Genomic DNA, 23,281 nt, shown 5'->3' on the forward strand with positions numbered 1-23,281 from the left:
ATAACTTCATCTTTAAAATTATTTATTTCAAAAGAATGACTTCTGAATTCAGATAAGCTAGTATTACTAGTTAAAAAGAGTAAATCTATCCTTTTTTCAAAACATTTCTGCAAATACTGAAATACTTGGATTTAAAATAGACTAATAATTCGTTCCAAAAATCATTATTAGCCTTCTAATGTCCAAACCCTTCTATTTTCCATCCTGTCTGAGGAGATTCATAAACCATTTGACAATCCCAATCTTGTTGTCCACTTCCTATAGTTACCTCTTTATTATATTGGAGATCTACAGTTACTCTAAATATTTTTGTGTTTTTATCGTGTTCATCAATCAATTCAGTTTTTAATAGTTTTGCAGACTTCAAATTATCAAAGTTTGATTTAGCTCCAATATCTACCTCTGTTAAGGGCAACCCAATCCCTTCGTTAAATAATTCCTCATTTGGCATATTGGAAGCCAAATTCCCTAATAGAGCTTTTCTTGAGATACAGCATCCCGAGGTCTTAGCATCCTTTTTATCAAGAGACATAAAATATTCTGCTATAACCTGCTCTGGTTCTAATTTCGATAATCTTTTTTCGATACTATCATCTAGCTTAGTCATCTTTGAAAACCACTCATTAAGTGTTAAATCCGTCACTTTTTCAAAACTATTCCCTTTTAGACTACAAGCATTAAAAGTACTATGACGCCCAGCGCTAATAAAGGCACCAATTATTTTGTCATTATCTTTCAAAACAATACCTCTACCATCATGTATTGGATAGAATTCCTGTGGCATACTTTCATGAACCCTATAAATTTTAATGTCTATATCTGTAGTATCAGAGTATTCACTCATGTCCAAACCAATATCCTTTGAGAGTTCATTGTTATAAGCGAAATAATATGAATTGGGATTAAAACCAGTCAAGACTTTTATATTACCAAGCTTATCTTTCATTGAATTAATCTGGTAATCAACCGTCCATCCATATGTCTGAAATAAAGCTATCGCATCAGCATCTATATGAAAATCAATTTTCCTATTCTCCATAAAGGAATCAATATATCGTGCAAAATCTGTCCCTATCTCATAAAGGGCACCATCTTTCACAACATATGCCTTATCATATAATGTATCATAATAGAGTACACAACTATATCCACCAATGTCATTAGACAATTCTATTCTATATTGATTTGTATAATTATTATTCAAGTCATCCTCTTGGGCAGAAGTTATACTAGTCTTAAGTGTTGAATCTATATATGCTACTGTTCGCGAATCATTTATTTCAAATTCATTTGTTGACTTAAATCCAATCATGTCGGATAGAAAATCGATTTTCACCTTATCATACTCCGTATCATATAAAGCTTCTGGTGTATCTGATAAACTTCCCGCTAAATCATCCTTCCTTTGAGTCGTATTTCCCTGCTTTGGTTTTGTAACAAATGCAATTCCTAAAGCAATAATAATTATAAATGATGTAATCATCACCCAAAACCTTGTTTTCTTATAGTTTAGCACGTTTCTAATCCTCCTTTTTATATTACCCTCTCCAAAAGCTAAGGGGCTTACGTTGAAAATATCCTTTCCAGTAGCTAGAGAAAATACCTAGATTGAATAGCAATTTCTTCAACGGAAATAGTCTACTCCAAAATCATATATTCAATATTTCTCTATTTTCTTAATTAAGATATAAGTACTCAATGTATTAAACATAAATAGTAATTTATAAATTAAGATTTTACCAATAGTTATATTAGAAATCCTAATTTAGCATCAATTTCCAAAATCTCTCTTATATGCATTATATAATCTCTCTTTCACCCAATCAAGCTATTACTCCATATATCACCTCAATTTTTATCATTTCTACCTTGGCATCACTGAAATAATAATATGTCTCTATCTTCCAGCATATTTTAAAAGAATAAAAAACGGTATTTTTCCACGGATTTTTGCCCCCAAGTATCTGGCTGTTTCTTGGTGCGTAACATTATGAATTAAAAGTATTTTTCTAGAAATAAAAAAACTAGGAAAATAGGTATTAAGTATAAACATGATGTAGCAAAAAACACCCCTATATTCTTATCTACAATTTGTGATAAATATATTGACATAGGTTCTAAACTAGAAGTTTTAAGTATAACGATTCCTTGTTCTATCACATTCCAATATTCTGTAAATATTAATACTATTAATATAACAATAGCTGGTTTAATGTTTGGTAAAACAATATCCTTGAATACCTGAAAATGTGTCGCTCCACTATTTTGTCCAGCTTCAATACATTCCTTTGGAAATCCTTTTAGCTGTAATCGAATAATAAATACACCTATAGGATTAAATATTGCAGGAAGTATGATTGCTAAATGATTATCTACAAGACCTAAACAATCTGCAACAAGATAATTTGGCACCAACAGAACTTGAAGTGGCATTAGCATTATTAATATATAGATAAAGAATAGTCCTTCTTTATACTTCCATTTACTATATTCAAATCCATATGCAGCCAATGGTGATACTATACATTGACCTATTAAGACAGGTATAGTAATTTTTATGGAGTTTAAATAGGCTTTTAAATACTCTGATTTATTAAATACATCTAGATAGTTTCCCATAGTAAATTTGTCTGGGAAAAACCCTATATTAACAAAATGCATATTCCCTGCTATTAAATCCATTGTATTATACTCTGTAATCTCCTTCGTATATCTACTAATAATCTCTATATCCCCCATAAATGAATTGAAAATATAAAGATTAAAGGCAGTAAAAAAATCAATCCCATCATAATTGTAAAGCTATTCCCAAAGTAAATAGATATTTTACTATATGTACTTTTATGATTTCCATCAAAATTTAATGTATTAAAAGTATCTGAATACCGTTTTTGTAATAAAAACATAATGAATATAAATAACCCAATTATAATAAACAGTATATATGATGCTGTAATTAATTTTTGCAAGTTTAATCTAAAAAAATGACTATTCATATAATGTTGTAATAGGTATATATTTTCATCAGGATAATTACCAAAGAGCAAGTAAATCTCTTTAAATATCTTAAAGGAATTAACTACTAATAAAAGTATTGAAATAAAAATAATTGGTGTCAGATATACTAATGTGATTTTATAAAATCTCTGAAATCTATTTATCCCTTCTATATCTGATATTTCGTAATATTCTTTAGGTATTTGATTAAGACCTAAATATAATATTAAACTTGTAACTCCAATGTTTTTCCAAATAAATATAATAACAGCTATAGCCATAACCCATTTGCTATTGTACCAATTAACCATAGGAATATTTAAAGAATATAGTACCTTATTAGCAAGTCCATTAACATCAAAGATACATTTCCAAAAATATATACTAGTTCCTGATGGAACTACGAAGGGTATGATTGATATTAAAAATATAAATTTCTTACCTTTGTTTAATTTTCTTATTTGTAATGCAAAAAACAAAGCTAAAATAAGGCATAAAGGAACAGCAATAGCTATAAAAAGGCTTTGATTTGATAAGCCTCTTTGAAACATTGGATTTTGTAATGTTTCTGAGAAGTTTTTTAAGCCTATGAATTTTTTCTGCCCCATATTATTTAACAGCGAATAATAAAAAGATAGTATAAAAGGGATAATATAAAAAAATAATATCCCACATAAACTAGGCAATATATAAGGCAATAATTTATCTTTTTTCATAAGTTTAACTTTCATATACTTTTCCTTTCACTTATTTAAATTTTATTCATTTAAATAAGAATTTACTTTATTTTGAATAATTTTTGCTGTTTCTTCTGCTGTTGCTAAATCATAATAGTAGTAGTTTCGCAGTTCTTCCTTTAGCAAAGTTGATAATTCCCGATTACCTACTAATACATTCCTCTCCTTGTTCCATTTATGTATTTGATTTAATGTGTTTTTAAAAATTTCTTCTTTTTCCTCTTCATTTGTAAATTTCCAGTTGCCATCAAGACCATTTTCTTCATACCATACCACCTCAGAATCAAAAACATGTCTAAAATGAGTATGAAAATTCTCAATATTTATTGGTATATTTCCCCAAAACATAAAAAAATATTTTTCTTCATCTTCTTTTGTTTCAAATGCAGGTAGTTCTTTAGCAGATGCACAATATTTTAAGAATTCCCATGCCAGTTCTTTATTTTCACTATTATTAGAAATAGCATATGTTGAAAGCAAATTGCTAAATGGCGTCTTTCCTTCACTACTTATAAATGGTATAGGACTTATTGTATTTTCAAATTCAACCATCATATTTTTCAGATCTATGTCAGTCGTTGTAAATTTAGAAAACATAAAATCTTTCATTAAAAAATCTTCATTTCTCACTCCCACACGAGTAAAATCCCATTCTTGAGTGTCTGGATGATAAACTGTATTCAACTTTTTTGTAAGTTTCAAATGTTGTATAAATTCATTGCTATCAAAATTGGCATCCCCTGTTTTAATATCAAAAAAATCAACAGATTCATAATTAAAAAAAGATTCTTTTACAACACCAGGCATAAGATAAAATTCATCTGGCGAAGGATGATTCTTTTTAACCTTTTCATATATATCAATCATTTCAGTATAGCTAATGTAATTATAATTTTCGTAGTCTAAACCTATACTCTCTGCTAGAGGCTTACTAATATACACCATATCATAATTAAATGATAATGGCATGGCATATAAGCCACCTTCATATTCCATAGCTTCAAAAATATTAGTATAATAGTCTGATTTATTAAAATCAGGATCACTATCCATAAAATCATACATATTGACCAATAGACCACTTTGAGCTTTATGATTTATATCCAAGGTACTTAAATCTATCAAGTCACTAGCCCTACCGCTTAATAAATCTATAGCTATTCGATACATATATGAAACCCTATTACCATCGGGTCTTTCTACTATAATCTCCACATTAGGATGCATGTCCATAAATTCCTCTGCAAATGTATCAATATATCCATCAAAGACAGTTGATACTGTCAGTGTTCCACTTAGTTCTTTATTTTCTTCTGCTATTGGTTGTTTGCTGTCTTCTAAGGCAGGAATATTATTATCTAAATTTTCATTCTTTGAACATCCTGATATCATAATTACTACCATACAGATTAAAATGATTTTATTTATTAGTTTATATTTCAATTTAGCTATAGCTCCCTTCTTTTTATATTTATTTAAATGCTAATGACCTTTCATCCTTTTCTAAGGACTAAATAATTCTTAATTCTGTATCATAATCAAATAAGTGCATCTTTCGTTCATCTATATGAAAAGAGATATTATCACCAATTCTAATCTTATTATCTATATTAGTTTTTATAACCCAGTTTTTATCATCTATATCGAAATAAATATAGGTATCTAAACCCATTCTCTCTACCATATTAACATATGCTTTTAATATATTTGAATCCTCTTTATCTCTAATCTTTATATTATCAGGTCTTATTCCTATCTTTATAGCCTTATTTATATAATTATTATCCTGTAACATCTTTTGCTTGTTTTTATGTAGCTTAAGATAGATCATATTATCCTCATTATCATTCTCAATATATATTTTGATTTGCACCTCATCTTCATTTATAACAACTGTTCCGTCAAATACATTCATTGACGGGCTCCCTATAAATCGTGCCACAAATATATCATTTGGTTTTTCATAAACCTCTTGTGGTGTTCCAATCTGATGTATCTCTCCATTTTCCATTATTACAATTCTTGTCCCCATAGTCATGGCTTCCGTTTGGTCATGAGTAACATAAATGAAAGTAGCATCAAGTTTTCTATGAAGTTTAGATATTTCTATACGCATTTGAGTTCTTAGTTTAGAATCCAAATTTGAAAGAGGTTCGTCCATTAGAAAAACTTTAGGGTTTCTAACTATTGCTCTTCCTAATGCTACCCTTTGCTTTTGCCCCCCTGATAAAGTATTAGGTTTCTTATCAAGAAGAGTCCCTACATCTAATATATCTGCCACAGTTTTAACCTTATTATAAATTTCTTTCTTTGATAATTTATTTATTTTTAGTGGGAAAGACATATTTTCATATACTGTCAAATGAGGGAAAAGGGCATAATTTTGAAATACCATTGCTATATCCCTATCCTTCGCAGCCATATGATTCATAGGAGAATCATCCATATATAGCTTCCCCTCGGTAATGTTTTCAAGACCTGCTATCATTCTCAGTACTGTGGTTTTACCACATCCAGATGGTCCAACAAGAACTATAAATTCTCCATCTTCTATTTTTAGATCAAAATCTTTTACCGCATGAAATCCATTATCGAAAATTTTATTAATTTGTTTTAGTTCTAAATTTGCCATATGTATAACTCCTTATTTTATATATATTGTAGCTATTTTGTTATCGTCTAATAAAATAGCTACAATATAATCTACAGATTTTGATGTCCCCCCCTAAATCTGGATATGGATTTAGAAGTGGGACAGCACTTTCACTTCATTAGATTCTCAACCTTCTCTTGGTACAATGATAATCTCACTTATGCTAAAAATTATACTTTAAAGTTCCCGATATAAACTATTTAATTGGAATTCGGATATCATTTACAATTATAGCTGTGACTTTCGCAACATCAAAAGGTTTCGTAGTATCCCAACTTGAAAAGAAAGTATTTTTATCAGAATTTTTACTTCCTCCACCATATTCTAAAGAAATCATACCATCCACAGTTTCAATTTCAACTACCATTTCACTGGCTCTACAATCATCCCCTTTGTAAGTACCTATTGTCTCTAATCCTAACGGACTGAATGTTATATATTCAAATAGGTGCCCTTCAACAGAAATGTCATTTGTCCATGTGCGAATATCTTGATTTGAATTACTTAAATTTGCAGCTACCTTCCAATTACCTTCAACACCAGAATAGACTCTTCCTGTATAGTAAATAGTATATTTACTAAGTTCTTCTGTGGCTATTGGGAATATGAATTCTTTATATTTATTAACAGCATCAGAATAATCATTTTTCCCATGATCAAGTAGATGATCTTTCTCATCATTGAAGAATACTAAACTATAATCAAATGGAATTATATTGCCTTCTTCATCCTTTAGGGAAAGATTTGGATCATTAGGGCCAAATTCTTTATTAAAAACCTTCCCTATTTGCACATGCAATTTTTCGTCTATAATTCCTATATTTGAAACCCACTGATCTTTTTCACCATGGGGCATTCTCCCATAATTTCCTGGTCTCATTACTTCTGTAATTGAATATAGATTATCAGGTAAATTATTTCCACCCCAAATCTGTACTTCATTAATGGGCATAGTATCTGTGCCTTCAATTTCTGTAAGTGGTAAATTAATTGGTTCATCGTCATAGTTTTTTTGATCAAAATAAATAATGAAACTACCAAGTTCCAAAGGATCTGACAATGGTGAGTTTGAATCAGCAGTTATATTAAACTCATAATAAATGGTATTTGTATCCTCATTAAAGTGAAGCATTTTTTGTTGCCATGACATACCTGCTATGACCTCATCTCCACCTGTAGTTCCTTCTGTAATCTTTGGCTTCATTGTAACACTAAACCCATCTCTAAATCCAGTTTTTTCTGTCAGACGATTTTGACCTGTCATATCTTGAAGAGATAGATATACAATTGCCCTATTCTCATATTTCTGTGCACCTATAACCTCCATTCGAATTCCCTGATCTTCACTATAAACCTCAACTGGTTCAACAATATTCCCAAAATCCGGATTGAATTTCTCTATAAAGCAATCAAATTTCCCTAAAACACCAGCAGTTACACTCACAGCCAACAACAATGATATAGCTATTCCAGCAACCATTGACTTTGTCCATCGTCTGTAATTCCTAATATGCTTATTATTATTTTCTTCTATATTATTTCTCTTTAATTTATTTTTTTCATCTATAATTTTATTATAAATTTCTTCCTTTTTATCATTTCCTGGCTCTAATTTTCGAAAGAGTTTATTAATATCATCTTTATTCATTTAATTCCCTCCTAAATTAATTTTTATTCTGTTTCTTCCCCTAGATAATTGAGTTTGAATGGTGCTTTCTTTTCTTTTTAACATTTTCGAAATTCCTTTTACTGAATATTCTTCAAAATAATAGAGATATAAAACAGTTTTATATTTTTCTGGAAGAAGAAGTAGTTTTTCTAGTACCTCGCTTGATTCCTCTTTTCTATCCCAATGAGGTATATCAGGCAAAACTTCTAAATCTATTCTACGAGACTTCCACCAATTTCTTAAAATATCTCTACAATGGTTTCTTGTTATAATAATAAACCAAGCTTTTTCATGTTCACAATCATTAAATTTTTTATTAGAATTTAAAAACTTTAAAAATATATCTTGTACAGCATCTTCAACATCACTAGATTTTCTTAAAGTTATATAGGCTATCCGATAGACTGTATCTATATTTCTTTCATATAATTCTTTAAATTCTTCATCTGTTAGCGATTCATAATTTTTCAATAACTTTCACCCCCTATATATAACACGATTGAAACCCACAAAATATCCCAGAATATAATATTTAAAATTAAATATTATAAAAGTTCTAAAATAAAATTGATGGGGCTGTTTCATAACTGATAAATCAGTTATGAAACGCCTCATTTTTTATCCCAAGCTAACAACTGCATTGTATAAGGATCTTAAATATTGACATATATGCTTTTGAGATTAAATTTGAATATGCAAATAAAGCTTAGATTTTTTCTAAACTTAGTTATTTTTATATTGTTCTTTATTTCTAAATAGCCTCTTTGTATTTAATAAAACCTAGCTTATCTGACTTTATTTTGCTACTTAGTTTGTTAATATTTATTGCAATACTTAATAATTTCATTTCTGAAATGATTCTTTGCATATTTCTATGTTTAAATCTTGTATATTGCATTCCTGATTTTATATATGAAAATATTCCTTCTGCTTGAATGGAACGATTGAGTCTTTCTGTAATTCCTTCTTTTGTAGTTATATTTTCTTCTGATTCTTTTCTCAACCTTTCAAATTGTTCTGAAATATATATGCGCTTTAGTCCAGATTTGTTTTTTGTTTTAATACAATCATTGGAATATCCACAATCTAGACAATCTTTACATAGATAAACTTTAGACTCATTTTTGTAACCATATTGATTTTTTCTATGTATTATCTTTTCAAATTCAAGTTTCTTATTATTATGACAAAGATAGTAATCTTCAGATTCAAGATAAACCATATTCTCTTTTCTTGAGATATCATTTTTGTATTTTCTTTTCTTCTTTACTTCGTAATTTAATGGTTTTATGAAGGGGGTTATTTCTTTTTCTTTTAGGTAAAGATAATTCTCTTCATTTTCATAACCTGAATCTGCTACCACTTTATTTATCTTTGTATCATACCTTTCTAAGAGTTTATCCATAAATGGAATCAAAGTTCTTACATCTGCTGGATTACTGAATCCTTCTATACCTATGATGTATCCACCATTTGTTGCACATTGAATATTGTAAGTAGGTTTTGATTGTCCATTTTTCATATGGTCATCTTTTAATCTCATAAATGTTGCATCTTTATCTGTCTTTGAATAACTATTTCTTTCACCAAGTATATTTAAATGTTCTTCATATATTTTTAACTTATCAAGCCATTCTTCAAACATTTCATATTTCTTTTGTTCTTCTGATTTCCTCTTTCCACTACCATAATTAAATACTATATTCTTTGATTTACAGATATTTCTTATATTATTGAACTCAATTAAAACAAGTTTTTTACAATCCTTACCAGATAATTCTTTACCAATTTTGAAGTATTCTAGTATTTTTTGTACTAATTGATCTTGATATTTAAGTATAGATTTCTTCCATACAAATGTGTATTTATTGGCATTTGCTTCAATTTTTGTTCCATCTATGTAGATGCTTTTTAAATCTATCTCCACTTGTTTAACTAGTAGGTCAATTAGCTGATTTAATATTTCGTCCATGAATGGATATATTTTATTCCTGAATCTATTGATTGTTACATGATCAGGAGATTTTCCATTATTCAAAAGCGATCTAAATCGAAGATCATATTTACAAGAATCTTCAATATCTCTAGATGAGTATCTTCTATTTATATATGCAAGAACTAAAATTTTTAACATGATCCTCGGCTCTACTGCTGGCTTTCTACCTTTGTTAAGGTAGGCATTATCTAAAAAACTTAAGTTCATCTCCTCAATAATATTATGCACCAGGAAAACCTCATCATCCATATCAAAATTATTAGTTAAATCAAAACTAAAAGTTAGTTGCATTTTTTTGATTTTAGCTTTATGATTAAATTTAGTATGATTTTTCATCGCAGTTAAATTATACTAAAAAACAGGTCTTAGAGCTATTGCTCTTTGAACTGTTTTACTTTTATGGGCTTTTTATTTTGAAACAGCCCCATCAATTTTATGATTAATTAGGTGAGTTTACAAATTATTTAGCAATTCACAATATTGAAAATGTAATTAAATATTATAAAATTAGTCTTCTACTTCGAAAATAACATAATAAATTTTTGTATCATAATCACCTGTATTTCGGAAATTCGTAATCTCTTTACTGATTCTATATCTTCCAATAGGAAGTTCACCATATAACCACTCCCAATCAACTTCCCGCTCTACAGTGTTATTCATAGGAATAGTCCAAGCTTCATCTGTCCAAGCCAAATCATGTTCCAAATCCAATTTGTCTACTTCTAACCACTCTCCCTCTATTTTTTCTTCTAAAAAATAGTAGCTACCAGTACGCAAGTCTCCTATATGCTCTCTTTCAGATTGGTTACATATTAATGACATTCCTGTAGGAGTAATATTTCTTGCACTTAATTGAATACCCCAAATATCAGTAGTTTCACCTTCTTTTAGATTGATTTCAACCTCTATAAGTTCTTTATCTGTGTTTTGCATAGTACAACCTGATAGTAGAAATGTAAATATAAGCGATATTACAGTTAACATCTTAATTTTTTTCATGATAAAACCTCCATATTAACATTTGGTGACCCATTTTCTTACAAATATTCATCTATAGTATATAATTTGCCTACCATAATATAAACCAAATTTAACCATTATAAGTCTGTACTTTCTCTTTTATATTTAGTTTGACGCTCCACGGGGCAAGCCCGTGTGGATTCCTTATTCATAGAACCTAGCCTTTTTACAGTTAATCTCAAGGATTAAGTGTAAACTGGTCTTACAAGTTCTCCAAAAGCTTAAATTTCTGTCCGCCCAACAGTATATAGTCTAGCTACTAGCTAATTGTAGTTGTAAACCTTGTTGCAATATGTTCTTACTAGCATTTATACTCTATCGTGAATTGAATGACACTTCGGACATTCCCATTTACGAACACTTAAATCTTTGACCTTTTTATTTTGATATCCACATTCACTACAAAGTTGACTTGAAGGGAAAAATGTATCAATTTTAAAATGATAAGAAGATTGCTTCTTCAATTACAACCTTTTTTAAAAACTATAAAATTTTATCTATTTTATCCAAATATCTGAGAGCAGTATCAATGCTACCTGAATCATCTGCAATATAGTAGATTATATCTCTTAGTTGATCTTCTGACTTGTCCGTTCTCATAATTTTATACATTTTCATTCTTCCTATTTACCAAAGATTCACGAAGTTCATCAAAAGATTCCTGCATAGAGCCCACTTTTCCATTTTGTACGTCATATTCTGCTTCTGAAAGAGTTCGAAGTAATTCTAGTTCAGCTTTCATTTGCTTATAATCCTGTAATCCAAGAACAGCTGTATCACCACGACCATTTACAGTAATAATAACCTCCTCTCTAGTATCCCTACACTGTTTAGATATTTCATCAAAAAAACTTTAGGATTTCTTACAATAGCTCTTCCTAATGCCACTCTTTGTCTTTGACCTCCTGATATAGTATTTGGTTTTTTATTAAGAAATGTTTCTGTTTCCAGCATTTCAGCAATTTCTTTAACCTTATTGTAAATCTCTTCCTTTGATAAATTGTTTATTTTTAATGTAAAAACTATATTTTCGTAAGCTGTCAAATGAGGAAAAAGGGCGTAATTTTGCCACATACAGACGGTCCAACAAGAACAATAAATTCTCCATCTTCTATTTTAATGCTAAAATCTTTAACCACTTGAAAACCATTATCAAAAATATTATTATAAAAATTGCTGAAATTGCCCCTAAGACAAGTTTATTATTAGTAAAATAAGATTGTATTTTACTATTTTTTAATTTCAATGCATCATCATCTTCTATAGTGTTAGAATTAATTGACTCTATTTCTTCTTCATCTATTTTCTTTTGTGCTTCAAAGTATTTTCCTTCATTGATATATTCTTGATATCGAACTACCATATCATACTTCTCACTTACAAGATTTAAGGATTTATAGTCATCAGAGGTGGCTTTAAACACCCACTGTTCGTCTATCTTATTGTCATCTAACAATACAGCTACAATATAATCTCCAGCTTTAGGTTTTTTATCTGTTCCATAATAATTGTCAAATATTCTAATTTGTACCTCTGATTGGGTAATGCTTCCCATCATGATAGTAGATGGTATTATTATAATTGTATCTTCATTAATAGAAGTTATTTCTCCTACAAAGAGTGCTTTTTGATGACCCGACATAATTCCTTCGGGTATATCCCCTGCGAAAACATTTATACTTATAAATAATAATAATATAGAAATAACTATAGAAAACTTTTTTACCATATACTCACTCTCCTATTTATCTTTTTTATATCTTTAGATTCTTAAAAAATCTTAAGATATAAATTATCTGCAATGTATTAACTAGATTGTATATGTAAATTTTTCAATAATTCTGAGAACTTTTCCATCTTTCAATAGCAGTAGTAAAATGATATTGAGATGTTTTTTCAAAAAAATCCCCTCCCGTTATTTTAATAATTTCAATTCGCCTAATACTATCAATACCAAATGCTGTAACGCCATATCGTAGGGATGAACGTCCCCGTCCACCCCTACGATATTAATAAATGCAACACTAACAGAACTGTTTACCATTGTTATTATCAATGGTAAAATACAATGAATTTCCATTAGTTGAATATATTATATTTTATATTTATTGAAACATCTTCAGACATATTTTTTAAAACTACTAAATAATATTTTACACCACTTATTTTAGTATCCAATTCATATAGTCCAGTATCATGATTGAATTCAGATTTAATTTTACCACAATATTCCCCGCTCTCTAAATAAAATTCAGCTTCAAAGTCTTTTTCTGATTGTGCAACAAAAATTCCCTTTTCTAATTTATAAGGCAATATTTGCTTAGTCTTTAATTCTTCCAGATAACCTTCAAATGGATATTTATTAACTGTGTCTAGCTTTGTCTTCGTTAGATCAACTTTATCCTTAGCCTCATACTTTATTGCCCCTATCCTAAAATCCATTCTCATTCCAGTATCTTTAAATATTTCATCAGATATTTTTTTCTGCTGTGCAAAAAGTGTATTTTCAGGATCGTATTTAATATCTCCTTCTAAGGCAATAATCTTTGATCCATCTTTTAATTGAAGATGCTTAGAATTAGCAGGAATCCTTCTTCCATCATCCTCTAATACCGTAATCTTATTTGTTATAATATAACCTATAGATTCTTGTTCTCTCTCATTAATCTTTTCATTTAGCATTACTGGGTCATCATAGAAAAATAATGCAACCATTCTTTTACTACCATATAAAAATTCAAATTCTATATATTTGTCCTCTGCCTTATATACTAAATTCAAACTTTTGCTAATTATATCTTCTTTAAACAAATTACCTGGTTTTCTAGTATATGCTTTCTGGAATTCTATATTATTCGCATTTAATCTATTCTTTAGAACATCCTCTGCAATATCTTTATGCTCATCTATATTATTTAAATCTGCTTTTGCTGATTCCTTTGTTTCCTCTACTTGATTACTATAATAGGAATCCACATAATCTACTTTGCCACTGTGAATATCCACCTTTACAAAATACATCCAATAGAGTTTTTCTTGTTCCCTTAAAATCTCCATGTTTTTAGGCTGAAATACAAGCCTCCAAGAACTTTCATTATGATATTCATCTGCATCGAATGTGCAACTAACCTTCATATTGTCAAGTTCCACATTATATATTCTCTGTACTGCATCTATAGCTGATTCTATCGCTTCTTCTTCTGTAATCTTTATGTCTGTATTTTCCATCTCATTCTGTATATATGCTTCATAAAACTTTGCAAATGCTTTATCTAGCTTTGCATCAAAATCTATGATCTGAAGTAATTGCTCATCTGTCATTTCTTCTTCAGGATAATAATATGTTTCATTTTCTGGGTTAAAATATGGTTTCTCCAAATTTTCTCCTATTGGAAGTGTTTTTCCACTCTTAATACTTCCTTTCCTAAACATCTTTCTTAGCTCTATCATTCTACTTGACTCTATTTCACTTAACTCCCGATTTTTTGGTGATATTAATAATGTGGATTTTTGTAGTAATAAAACGATATCATCAAAAATCTTTTCTTCTTCCTCTGTTATAGTGATAATGTCTTCTACTTTAATTTCATCTTGATTTTTCTCTAAAATTAAATCTGGTATTTTTGATAAATTAACCTTTAGATTCTTGGCACCATTTTCCATCCCTTTAACTTGACTCTTCTCTGCCAATACAGGAAAAATTGTTGCTGATACTAACAACATTATTGCTACAGCAATAACTGGAATTGATTTAAAACTTTTATCTTTTTTCATTTCTATAACACCCTTTCTTGTTCTTAATATTAGTACTTGCTTGCTATTAAGATGTTATAAACTTGTAATAGAGTTGTAAATTTTAAATTGTTTTTAATGATATATATATTTCAGTCCCTATATTTTTTTGACTTTTAATTTCTATATCTCCGTCATGCAAATCTATAATCTTTTTAGATAGACTTAACCCCAAGCCTGCCCCCCTATAAACAGCAGATCTATTTTTATCTGATTTATAAAAAGGCTCAAAAATATAAGCTAGGTCTTTGTCATCTATTCCTTGCCCTTGGTCTGATATTTTAATAATGGTTTTGTCATCCTCAGAATAAGCAATAACTTCAATAATGGAATTATCTTTTGACGCATTAATAGCATTATCTACCAAATTTGTCAATACAACTAAGATTAAATATTCATCTGCATAAAAATACTCTGTTTTAATAATTGTTTTAAGTTCTATATTTTTTGTTTTTAATTTTTGAAACTCTATTTTTCTTATTGTATCAAATATTTGGTCCAAGTTTAGCTTCTCTATTTTTAAGCTTTCTTTTTTTAATGTCATTAAATCAAACATTTTATTGATAAGCTCTTTCAATCGATTTGTTTCTTCATTTATATGATTAAGTGCCACTAATCTATCTTCCTTTGATGCATTTGCCCTCATAAGATATTCGCTAAATCCTTGAATGCTTGTAAGTGGTGTCCTCATTTCATGGGTCAAGTTATCTAAGAGCCATTGTTTTTGAACTGAGCTTTCTTTAATCATTTCCATATTGTTATTTAATAAATCAACCATTAAATTAAACTTCATACTCAGTTCTCCTACTTCATCATTGGCTATTATAGGAATTTTTTCATTTGAGTTTTCAAATATTATTTCTTCTGTTTTATCAATTAAATTATCTAAAGGTTTGAATATCTTGTCAATTATAATCATTAGTACAAAGACCAATATTCCCGATAGAATTAAGTATATCTTTATAAAAAAACTATTCCAGCTTTTTTGCAACTCATAAATATCTTGAAAACTCTTTTTAAAAACAAGAGCAATATTTTCAAAGGGCTCATTAAAACTATTTTGAATTATAATACTTCCTTCTTCTGTATCTAGAGACACCCTATTCTCACTTTTATCATCCCTATAATTCAAACTAATATCTTGATTTATATAATATCTTTTATAAATCTCAATAATTGAAATTAAACTATCTCTGTTATAAGCTCCACCTCTGGCCTGTAAGTCTTTTGCATAGTTTTCAATGCTATTGATAATAAAATTCATTTCATTTTTTGCTGAATTTATTTCCCGTTCTATGAACAATGAATTATACTGACTTATGGCAATACCTGCTACAATATTTATTGTGATGATAAAAACTAATATAATAACTAAAATTAATTTATATTTTATTTTCATTTACTTGCCTCAAGTCTATATCCCATTTTGTAAACAGTTTTAATAACATTGTCAAAATCTAACTTCTTGCGTAGTTTCATAATATGTACATCTACTGTTCTAGTATCGCCTTCAAAATTGTAACCCCAAACAAGTTCTAGTAGCTTTTCTCTAGATAAAGCTATGTTTTTATTTATGACAAGTGTTTCTAATAAATTGTACTCCAAAATAGTTAAGTCAACTTCTTCACTAGATTTTAATACCTTATGTTCCCTTAGTCTAATTTCCACATCTTTTATTTTTATATTATCTTGACTATCATCATTTTTAAGTGCAACCTTAACTCTAGCAATCAATTCTAGCATTTCAAATGGTTTTACTATGTAATCACAGGCTCCAAGATTAAAAGCTTCTAGTTTGTCTTTTAAGTCTCCCTTTGCAGTAATCAATATCACTTTGGTATTCTCAGATATATTTGTCTTTAATAAATCGATACCACTAATTCCAGGTAACATAATATCCAATAGTATTAAATCATAGGTATTATTCTTTATCATTTCCATTGCCATGTTGCCGTCAAATACCTTTTTACAATCATAGCCAATAATAGAAAGATTCATTGCTATCAGATCATTTATAGACTTATCATCTTCAACAATTAAAATCTTTGCCATGTTTATGTCCCCCTTTATCCCCAAAATAGCCTCTACTACCTCTAAAATTATAATATAAACTTGATTAAAACAACTTCATCTGAAATTCCTCTCCTATCCACCATTATAATTTACAGACAATTCTTTGTCCATAAATTCCCAATTTTTTTAATATTAGAATCAATATTATTCCATAATTATATTTTATAGTTCAACGGAAAATTTTTGGGGAATATAAAAAACATAAAAGTCTTATCTAAAAGACAAATATGAAACTTTTAATTATTTACCATATCTACTTGACATGATGTACTTCATTTATATTTTTGATAATTTGCAAGAGGACTAGATTTTGCAAGAATGTCTTTTAAATTAATTAAAACATATAGACAATAGTAGAACAATATTTACTTAATCGAAAGCTAAACCTTAATTGATTCTTTTGTTAATTAGTTGTACAATCAATATATGAACTATAAAAATTTAAATTCAATTATAAAAAAATTCATATTAGTAGTTTTCTTGTATGAACTTACTTCTGCTTCATTTAACGGTTTTTTTGGGATATATGTAAAAGAACTAGGATATCAAGAGAGTTTTGTAGGATTGATTCTTTCCTTGAGAAGATTATCTGTAGCTATATGTACATTTCTTATTGCCATTATGGCAGAAAGAATTGGTCATAAAAGAACTCTTTTAATAGGACTTTTCGTCGTAGGAATTAGTAGTATAATGATTGTTGTAGTAGAAAATATACATATAATGAAAATTATTGCAATAATCTTTGGATTTGGTCAAGCAGCTATGTTGACAGTTGAATCTCCCTTTATCTATGACCAAAGTGAAGCAGAAGAAAGAGTCCATGCATTTAGTTTAGCCTTCGCTACAAGAAATGCATCCTTTGTAACAGGCTCATTACTTACAGGCTTTTTAGCTAATTATTTTTCTAAAAATATTGGTTCAGGTCCAATATCTCTAAGATATGCGCTTATTGTAGTTAGTGCCATAAGCCTAATTGCTATATTCCCACTAAGTATGTTAAAACCAAAACCTGTAAAGAAACATACAAAACTTAATCTTCAGGAGGTTAGAGGCTTTTTTACTAAAAGAAATATTTTATTTTTACTTTATACAGGTTTTATTGGACTTGGAGCTGGCCTTGTAGTTCCTTTTTTTGGTGTTTATTTAAAATACATGTTAGATACTACAGAAAGCATTGTAGGATTAATCCTTAGCTTTGCCCAGCTAGGTACCGTATTAGGAGGTCTTAGTGTACCTTTCATAAGTAGAAAAATTGGAAACTATAAAACCATAGTTATAACTCAGCTTTTAAGTATACCTTTGCTAATTGCCATTGGATTTCCTCAAGGAATCATTGTTGTAGCAATTGCTTTTTTCTTAAGAAGTTCTCTAATGAATATGGGGCAGCCTATTATTAGAAATATATCCATGCATATAGTAGATGAACAGCACAGACCATTAATGAGTGCAATGAGAGCTATGTCAAATAATTCAACAAGGGCTTTAGGTATATTTTTAGGTGGAAGTATTATGGAAACCTTTACATATAATACACCCTATGCCTTCACAATTTTATTTTATCTTATAGGAACATCTATATTCTTTAATTTATTTAAAGATAAAATTCTAAAAAAAGCTTAAGATGGAATACTTAAACTTATAGTAAAATGACTATATATTAATTTAATTCTAAAAAAACCATTGACTTATATATTTGATGTGAACCCTTTAATACGGACTTTCGGATAATATTTAATTATGCGGCTTGTTGCCTATACTCAATAGGTGACAGGCCGTTTAATTTCTTCTTTATTCTTTTGTTATTATACCAGTTAATATATTCTGTAATCTTTTTCTCTAACTTCTTAATGGATGTAAATTTTTCTCCATAGTACATTTCTTGCTTCAATATCCCAAAGAAATTTTCCATTGGAGAGTTATCTATACAATTTCCTCTTCTAGACATACTTTGTTCAATATTTCTCTTTTTTAATCTTTTCACCCATTGAGCATGCTGATAATGAAAGCCTTGGTCAGAGTGAATTGTTAATTGATGCTTCTTAGGAAGCTTTTTAAGAGCATTATCTAAGGCATCCGTTGTAAATTTTACTGTAGGAGCTGTAGATAGATTAAATGAAATTATTTCGTTGTTAAAAAGATCCATAATAGGTGATAGATACAGTTTTTGATTACTGCCTTGGATTTTGAATTCAGTTACATCTGTAACCCATACTTTATTAGGAACTGTTACTTGGAATTGCCTATTTAATTTATTCTCTGCTATCTTTCCAACTTCACCTTTAAAAGAACTATAACCTCTAGATCTTCTGGAAAATTTTATGCACTTCATATCATTCTCTTTCATGATTCTATATACTCTTTTATGGTTTATCTTTAAGTCCTTTTGTTTTAGAGCAATGGTAATTCTTCTGTATCCATAAGTTTCATTTGATTCTTCAAATATATTTCTAATAATATTTATCAATTTTAACTCTTCTTTGTTAACTGTTTCTAGTTTTTCTACCCATTCATAGAATGAACTTTTGGGCAAGTTAGCTATCTTAAGCCAGATTCTCAATTTGATTGAAGGGAATTTCTGCCTTAATTCCATTATTACTTTCGTTTTTTCCTTGTTTTTTGCTCTCTTTTTTGGACTAAGGCTTTTAGCTTTTTTTCGTATGCTAAGCTCGCTCTCAGAAATTCATTTTCTTCTCTTAATTTAATTAATTCTTCTTTATCGCTTTTGGTGAGATTTAAAGCATCTTTTTTCTTCTTGTTTTCAGACATAGTACTAGGCCTCCCAATCGACTTATTAAGCCCTTCGAAGCCTTCATCTAAGTATTGCCTTTGCCAATTAGCAATCGTACCCTGATTGCTAATACCAAAGTGATTAGCAGCTTCTCTGTAAGAGCAATTATGGTATTGCCTATATTGTAATACACGTAGCTTAAATTCTCCAGAGTAAAAAGTTTTTGTAGATTTTATTTTTAGTCCTTCTTCTCCGTAGCTTTCATAATTTTTAACCCAATCCCTAACTCGACTAAAATTTGTTATAGCGTATTTTTTTGCTATAGATTCATAACCACCTGTTTCTCCACTTAAATAATCTTTCACTACTTCTAACTTAAACTTAAATGAATATTTAGACATGATAAAACCCCCTAAATCCGTGTCCGGATTTGGGGGGTAACATCAATTTGCTTATAAGTCAATGGTTTTTAATCATTACTTTACTTGATATTTTCTAATATATCTTTTACTTTTTCAATTGTGATATGATTTTTGGGATTGAATTTTTTATCTTCTAATTCTAAATATCCCATATTTACTATTCTTTGTACACTATCTTGTGCCCATATACTTATATCTCTTTCATCATCATATGAAATCTTTTGTTTTTCTAATGATTCTATATCCCTATAAGATATAAATCTATCTAATACAACAGCCAATTCTTCTCTTGTTAATAGATCAGAAGGTGCAAAGCTATTAGAAGATTTTCCTACCATTATATTATTTTTTATTGCCCAACGACTAGCCTTTTCATAATAAGTGAAGAATAGAACGTCCGCTGGTGTTTCTTTTTCATATTCTAAAGATTGATCATTTTCAAGAGTTATATTATACAACAAATGTGCTAATTTCCCTCGTGACATATATAAGCTTTTATCATCATTAACTTTTAATCTTCCAGTATTATTCTTGATATAGTTAACTACTGTATCTATACCTTTTATATAATCATTATAAGTCTGCTCTTTTGTGATATCAGGTCTAATTGGCTCTATACCATAAGGAATACCGCTATCAAAAAATCTATCAATATCTATATATTTTGTAGAATATCCCACTTTTATATTTGAATAAGGCAAATCAAATTGATTAAATGACCCATAATGGTCAACACTTCCACCACTGTAAGTACCTAATAAAATACCTCCCATTTCTTTTATCATCATAGCATTTATTGTAGCAGAAGAATAAGTATTTTTACCAATAATCCCTACTATTTCTATATCATTATTATCTTGATACTCATTTAGTGCATACAATAAAGGAATAATTACTCCATCAGACCCACCAGTATTATTCCTTAAATCAATAATAATAGTTTGATAGTCATTTTTTTCTAAATCTTTTTGAACATTTAAACTAAATGTTTCCATAGGCAAGTTTTTATCTTCTCTACAAGAATTATATTGAATATAATAAACATTTTCATTTAATGGCATAGAAAAATAAATTTTAGATTTATCCCTACTTGTTTTTGGTATTTGAATACGTTTATCAGCTAAATATGCCACATCTACTGTATCTGATGAAATACTTATACTATCAAGAGAAATTACTTTTTCCTTATTTTTATTTTGTAATGTTATTTCTAATTTATCATCTTCTACAATACCTACATAATTAAGAATTTCTTTAATATTAATAATTTGTCGTAATTGTCTTTTAAGCCATATATCATTGTCATGACTAATAATAGAAGACATTTTATTTTTTACAGTTTCCATATCGTATCCATTTAAAGACACAACTTCCCACCCAAGATATTCTTCATACTTTGTTTCAACAACATCTAATATCCAATTTTCCATATATCTAATGCTGAAAGGATAGAAATGTACATCTTCTAAAACACGACCTATATTTACACTTGTATGGGAGTCTTTAACCATAGCAACTAAACTCTGTAAATCAAGAATGTATTCTACATTTGATTTTTGATTTATATTTTTCTTGATTTCTGCTTTTCTCTCTATAAATTCTTTTTCTGAAGTATTATAAAATATATTTGGATGACTTTCTTTTAATGTTTCATACAAGAAGTCTAAGTTTTCTTCCCTTTCCGTAGCTTTACTAGCATGAACTACTGGGGAAATACATAATAGAATAGCTAAAGTTACAATTATTAGTTTTTTCACTTTCATCTCTCCTTAAATTAAGTATTGATTTGTTTTGCCATATGTACTTTAATATATAAGCATATAAAATCTTATTCTCGAATTATATTTTAACATAAAAAGGAGTTGTTTCATAACTTTTCCTAGCTATAAAACAACTCCTTAGAAAATTTTATACTTTATTTATAATACATTAAAATCTATCTATAGTTCCTTTGAAGCTGAACATCTCTTTCTTTAGCTCCTTCTTTAAACTTAAGTTCTCCAGGAGTTATACATCCCAATACAGGGCATACATTTAAGCATAGATGACATCCAACACAATTATCATTTATATTTGGTAATCTTTCTTCTTCCTTCCAGTCTATAGCTTGATGTCCTGCATCATAACAAGAAACATAACATCTTCCACATCCTACACATGATTCTTCATCTATATTTGGAATTACCATGAAATCCCTATCTAAATCTTCTGCTGGTATGATTTGGTCTAATGCTCTCCCAACAAGTTCTTCTAATTTATCTACACCTTGCTCTTCCATATAGTATGATAAACCACTCTTTAAGTCTTCTACTATTCTATAACCATATTGCATAACACTTGTAGTTACTTGCAGATTACTTGATCCAAGCAATATATATTCTAAAGCATCTTTCCATGTTTCTATACCGCCCATACCACTTATTGGTATATGTTTTACATCTGGGTGTGTTTTTAATTCATGAATAAATCTTAATCCTATAGGTTTAACAGCTGCTCCTGAATATCCTGATACTGATGACTTACCATCTACTACTGGCATTGCTGTCATATTATCTAAATCTATATTTGCGATTGATTTTACTGTATTTATTGCTGATATAGCATCTGCTCCTGCTTCTATAGCAGCTTTTGCAGGAACATACATATTTCCAATATTTGGAGTCATTTTTGCTATTACTGGCACATGAGTAGATTCTTTTACAGCTTTCGTATATTTGTATACTAATTCTGGATTTTGTCCAACATCTGATCCCATTGCATGAGATGTCATTTGAGGACATGAAAAGTTAAGTTCTATTAAATCTGCTCCTGCTTCAGTTACTTTTTTAGCTAAAGTTATCCATTCTTCTTCAGTACTTCCCATTATACTAACACCTAATACTTTAGTTGGATAATCTTTTTTAAGTCTTCTTAAGTATTCTAAATTAGTTTCTAAAGGTTTATCAGATATTTGCTCCATATTTTTAAATCCTGTCCAAGGAGTTCCTTCTTTAGAAGTTATATCAAACCTAGGTGAACATTCATTAGGTAAAAATATTCCTATTGTTTTATAAAATACTCCTCCCCAACCCATATCAAAGGCTTTTGCAACCATATCATAATTACTACAAACTGGTGAAGATGATAAGAAAAAAGGATTTTCACATTTTACACCTAAAAATTCTATTGATAAATCTTTTTCAAAACTCATA

Annotated in this window: 22 protein-coding genes and 1 pseudogene; 1 reads left to right on the top strand and 22 read right to left on the bottom strand. The window is 28.9% G+C overall.

What is annotated here, in order from left to right:
• Positions 1 to 175: 175 nt before the first annotated feature.
• From AC4PG3_RS09090 to AC4PG3_RS09175, 18 genes and pseudogenes are all read right to left on the bottom strand, one after another.
• A complete protein-coding gene (locus tag AC4PG3_RS09090; RefSeq protein WP_492196341.1) occupies positions 176 to 1,516 on the bottom strand; it encodes a DUF4830 domain-containing protein in 1,341 nt (446 codons plus the stop codon).
• Between the two features lie 479 nt (positions 1,517 to 1,995).
• Positions 1,996 to 2,682, bottom strand: a complete 687-nt coding sequence (locus tag AC4PG3_RS09095) for a carbohydrate ABC transporter permease (protein ID WP_492196342.1) — start codon at positions 2,680 to 2,682, stop codon at positions 1,996 to 1,998.
• Between the two features lie 44 nt (positions 2,683 to 2,726).
• Positions 2,727 to 3,728, bottom strand: coding sequence for a carbohydrate ABC transporter permease (locus tag AC4PG3_RS09100; protein ID WP_492196343.1), 1,002 nt, complete (start codon positions 3,726 to 3,728; stop codon positions 2,727 to 2,729).
• Positions 3,729 to 3,755: 27 nt separating this feature from the next.
• Positions 3,756 to 5,177, bottom strand: a complete 1,422-nt coding sequence (locus AC4PG3_RS09105; RefSeq protein WP_492196344.1) for an ABC transporter substrate-binding protein — start codon at positions 5,175 to 5,177, stop codon at positions 3,756 to 3,758.
• Between the two features lie 67 nt (positions 5,178 to 5,244).
• On the bottom strand, positions 5,245 to 6,366 hold the full coding sequence (locus AC4PG3_RS09110; protein WP_492196345.1) for an ABC transporter ATP-binding protein: 1,122 nt from the start codon (positions 6,364 to 6,366) through the stop codon (positions 5,245 to 5,247).
• Between the two features lie 217 nt (positions 6,367 to 6,583).
• Positions 6,584 to 8,035 carry a hypothetical protein gene (locus tag AC4PG3_RS09115; RefSeq protein WP_492196346.1) on the bottom strand — a complete coding sequence of 484 codons (1,452 nt, stop codon included), beginning with the start codon at positions 8,033 to 8,035 and terminating at the stop codon, positions 6,584 to 6,586.
• The gene (locus tag AC4PG3_RS09120; RefSeq protein ID WP_492196347.1) at positions 8,036 to 8,527 is read right to left on the bottom strand and encodes an RNA polymerase sigma factor; all 492 of its coding nucleotides are present in this window, start codon (positions 8,525 to 8,527) and stop codon (positions 8,036 to 8,038) included.
• A 280-nt stretch (positions 8,528 to 8,807) separates the two neighbouring features.
• On the bottom strand, positions 8,808 to 10,388 hold the full coding sequence (locus tag AC4PG3_RS09125; protein ID WP_492196348.1) for an IS1182 family transposase: 1,581 nt from the start codon (positions 10,386 to 10,388) through the stop codon (positions 8,808 to 8,810).
• 171 nt (positions 10,389 to 10,559) lie between these two features.
• Positions 10,560 to 11,054 (bottom strand): immunoglobulin-like domain-containing protein, encoded by a 495-nt coding sequence (locus tag AC4PG3_RS09130; RefSeq protein WP_492196349.1) that lies wholly within the window; start codon positions 11,052 to 11,054, stop codon positions 10,560 to 10,562.
• Positions 11,055 to 11,383: 329 nt separating this feature from the next.
• On the bottom strand, positions 11,384 to 11,539 hold the full coding sequence (locus tag AC4PG3_RS09135; protein WP_492196350.1) for a zinc ribbon domain-containing protein: 156 nt from the start codon (positions 11,537 to 11,539) through the stop codon (positions 11,384 to 11,386).
• Between the two features lie 19 nt (positions 11,540 to 11,558).
• Positions 11,559 to 11,687: a hypothetical protein gene (locus AC4PG3_RS09140; protein ID WP_492196351.1), complete on the bottom strand. Its 129-nt coding sequence runs from the start codon at positions 11,685 to 11,687 to the stop codon at positions 11,559 to 11,561.
• Entirely contained in the window at positions 11,680 to 11,817 is a 138-nt protein-coding gene (locus tag AC4PG3_RS09145; protein ID WP_492196352.1) for a hypothetical protein, read from the bottom strand. The genes AC4PG3_RS09140 and AC4PG3_RS09145 overlap by 8 nt, the downstream gene beginning before the upstream one ends.
• Positions 11,818 to 11,826: 9 nt before the next feature.
• Positions 11,827 to 11,877, bottom strand: a pseudogene (locus AC4PG3_RS09150) (hypothetical protein); the annotation flags it as partial.
• On the bottom strand, positions 11,865 to 12,149 hold the full coding sequence (locus AC4PG3_RS09155; RefSeq protein WP_492196353.1) for an ATP-binding cassette domain-containing protein: 285 nt from the start codon (positions 12,147 to 12,149) through the stop codon (positions 11,865 to 11,867). The gene AC4PG3_RS09155 and the pseudogene AC4PG3_RS09150, both read right to left, overlap by 13 nt.
• Positions 12,150 to 12,186: 37 nt before the next feature.
• Positions 12,187 to 12,804 (bottom strand): hypothetical protein, encoded by a 618-nt coding sequence (locus tag AC4PG3_RS09160; protein ID WP_492196354.1) that lies wholly within the window; start codon positions 12,802 to 12,804, stop codon positions 12,187 to 12,189.
• A gap of 350 nt (positions 12,805 to 13,154) precedes the next feature.
• A complete protein-coding gene (locus AC4PG3_RS09165; protein ID WP_492196355.1) occupies positions 13,155 to 14,849 on the bottom strand; it encodes a hypothetical protein in 1,695 nt (564 codons plus the stop codon).
• 82 nt (positions 14,850 to 14,931) lie between these two features.
• Entirely contained in the window at positions 14,932 to 16,266 is a 1,335-nt protein-coding gene (locus tag AC4PG3_RS09170) for a sensor histidine kinase (RefSeq protein ID WP_492196356.1), read from the bottom strand.
• Complete coding sequence (locus AC4PG3_RS09175) at positions 16,263 to 16,919, bottom strand: response regulator transcription factor (RefSeq protein ID WP_492196357.1); 657 nt, start codon at positions 16,917 to 16,919, stop codon at positions 16,263 to 16,265. Before AC4PG3_RS09175 ends, AC4PG3_RS09170 begins: the two co-directional genes overlap by 4 nt.
• Before the next feature lie 447 nt (positions 16,920 to 17,366).
• Here AC4PG3_RS09175 and AC4PG3_RS09180 point away from each other — a divergent pair, with 447 nt between their 5' ends.
• Positions 17,367 to 18,560: an MFS transporter gene (locus AC4PG3_RS09180; protein ID WP_492196358.1), complete on the top strand. Its 1,194-nt coding sequence runs from the start codon at positions 17,367 to 17,369 to the stop codon at positions 18,558 to 18,560.
• Positions 18,561 to 18,675: 115 nt separating this feature from the next.
• Here AC4PG3_RS09180 and AC4PG3_RS09185 read toward each other — a convergent pair whose 3' ends face one another.
• The 4 genes from AC4PG3_RS09185 to preA form a co-directional block, all read right to left on the bottom strand.
• Positions 18,676 to 19,620: an IS3 family transposase gene (locus tag AC4PG3_RS09185; RefSeq protein ID WP_492198188.1), complete on the bottom strand. Its 945-nt coding sequence runs from the start codon at positions 19,618 to 19,620 to the stop codon at positions 18,676 to 18,678.
• Positions 19,533 to 20,069, bottom strand: a complete 537-nt coding sequence (locus tag AC4PG3_RS09190) for a helix-turn-helix domain-containing protein (protein WP_492196023.1) — start codon at positions 20,067 to 20,069, stop codon at positions 19,533 to 19,535. Before AC4PG3_RS09190 ends, AC4PG3_RS09185 begins: the two co-directional genes overlap by 88 nt.
• 80 nt (positions 20,070 to 20,149) lie before the next feature.
• Positions 20,150 to 21,847 carry an S-layer homology domain-containing protein gene (locus AC4PG3_RS09195; RefSeq protein ID WP_492196359.1) on the bottom strand — a complete coding sequence of 566 codons (1,698 nt, stop codon included), beginning with the start codon at positions 21,845 to 21,847 and terminating at the stop codon, positions 20,150 to 20,152.
• A 179-nt stretch (positions 21,848 to 22,026) separates the two neighbouring features.
• Positions 22,027 to 23,280: an NAD-dependent dihydropyrimidine dehydrogenase subunit PreA gene (gene preA / locus AC4PG3_RS09200; protein WP_492196360.1), complete on the bottom strand. Its 1,254-nt coding sequence runs from the start codon at positions 23,278 to 23,280 to the stop codon at positions 22,027 to 22,029.
• Position 23,281: the final 1 nt, after the last annotated feature.

The sequence above is a fragment of the Tissierella sp. QWL-11 genome, from assembly GCF_058683765.1.

Excerpts from the sequence above, each read along its gene's own strand:
- AC4PG3_RS09095 (WP_492196342.1), bottom strand. The coding sequence starts at position 2,682 with ATGGATTTAATAGCAGGGAATATGCATTTTGTTAATATAGGGTTTTTC.
- AC4PG3_RS09100 (WP_492196343.1), bottom strand. The coding sequence starts at position 3,728 with ATGAAAGTTAAACTTATGAAAAAAGATAAATTATTGCCTTATATATTG.
- AC4PG3_RS09110 (WP_492196345.1), bottom strand. The coding sequence starts at position 6,366 with ATGGCAAATTTAGAACTAAAACAAATTAATAAAATTTTCGATAATGGA.
- AC4PG3_RS09115 (WP_492196346.1), bottom strand. The coding sequence starts at position 8,035 with ATGAATAAAGATGATATTAATAAACTCTTTCGAAAATTAGAGCCAGGA.
- AC4PG3_RS09125 (WP_492196348.1), bottom strand. The coding sequence starts at position 10,388 with ATGAAAAATCATACTAAATTTAATCATAAAGCTAAAATCAAAAAAATG.
- AC4PG3_RS09130 (WP_492196349.1), bottom strand. The coding sequence starts at position 11,054 with ATGAAAAAAATTAAGATGTTAACTGTAATATCGCTTATATTTACATTT.
- AC4PG3_RS09140 (WP_492196351.1), bottom strand. The coding sequence starts at position 11,687 with ATGTATAAAATTATGAGAACGGACAAGTCAGAAGATCAACTAAGAGAT.
- AC4PG3_RS09145 (WP_492196352.1), bottom strand. The coding sequence starts at position 11,817 with ATGAAAGCTGAACTAGAATTACTTCGAACTCTTTCAGAAGCAGAATAT.
- AC4PG3_RS09155 (WP_492196353.1), bottom strand. The coding sequence starts at position 12,149 with ATGTGGCAAAATTACGCCCTTTTTCCTCATTTGACAGCTTACGAAAAT.
- AC4PG3_RS09160 (WP_492196354.1), bottom strand. The coding sequence starts at position 12,804 with ATGGTAAAAAAGTTTTCTATAGTTATTTCTATATTATTATTATTTATA.
- AC4PG3_RS09165 (WP_492196355.1), bottom strand. The coding sequence starts at position 14,849 with ATGAAAAAAGATAAAAGTTTTAAATCAATTCCAGTTATTGCTGTAGCA.
- AC4PG3_RS09170 (WP_492196356.1), bottom strand. The coding sequence starts at position 16,266 with ATGAAAATAAAATATAAATTAATTTTAGTTATTATATTAGTTTTTATC.
- AC4PG3_RS09175 (WP_492196357.1), bottom strand. The coding sequence starts at position 16,919 with ATGGCAAAGATTTTAATTGTTGAAGATGATAAGTCTATAAATGATCTG.
- AC4PG3_RS09180 (WP_492196358.1), top strand. The coding sequence starts at position 17,367 with ATGAACTATAAAAATTTAAATTCAATTATAAAAAAATTCATATTAGTA.
- AC4PG3_RS09190 (WP_492196023.1), bottom strand. The coding sequence starts at position 20,069 with ATGTCTAAATATTCATTTAAGTTTAAGTTAGAAGTAGTGAAAGATTAT.
- preA (WP_492196360.1), bottom strand. The coding sequence starts at position 23,280 with ATGAGTTTTGAAAAAGATTTATCAATAGAATTTTTAGGTGTAAAATGT.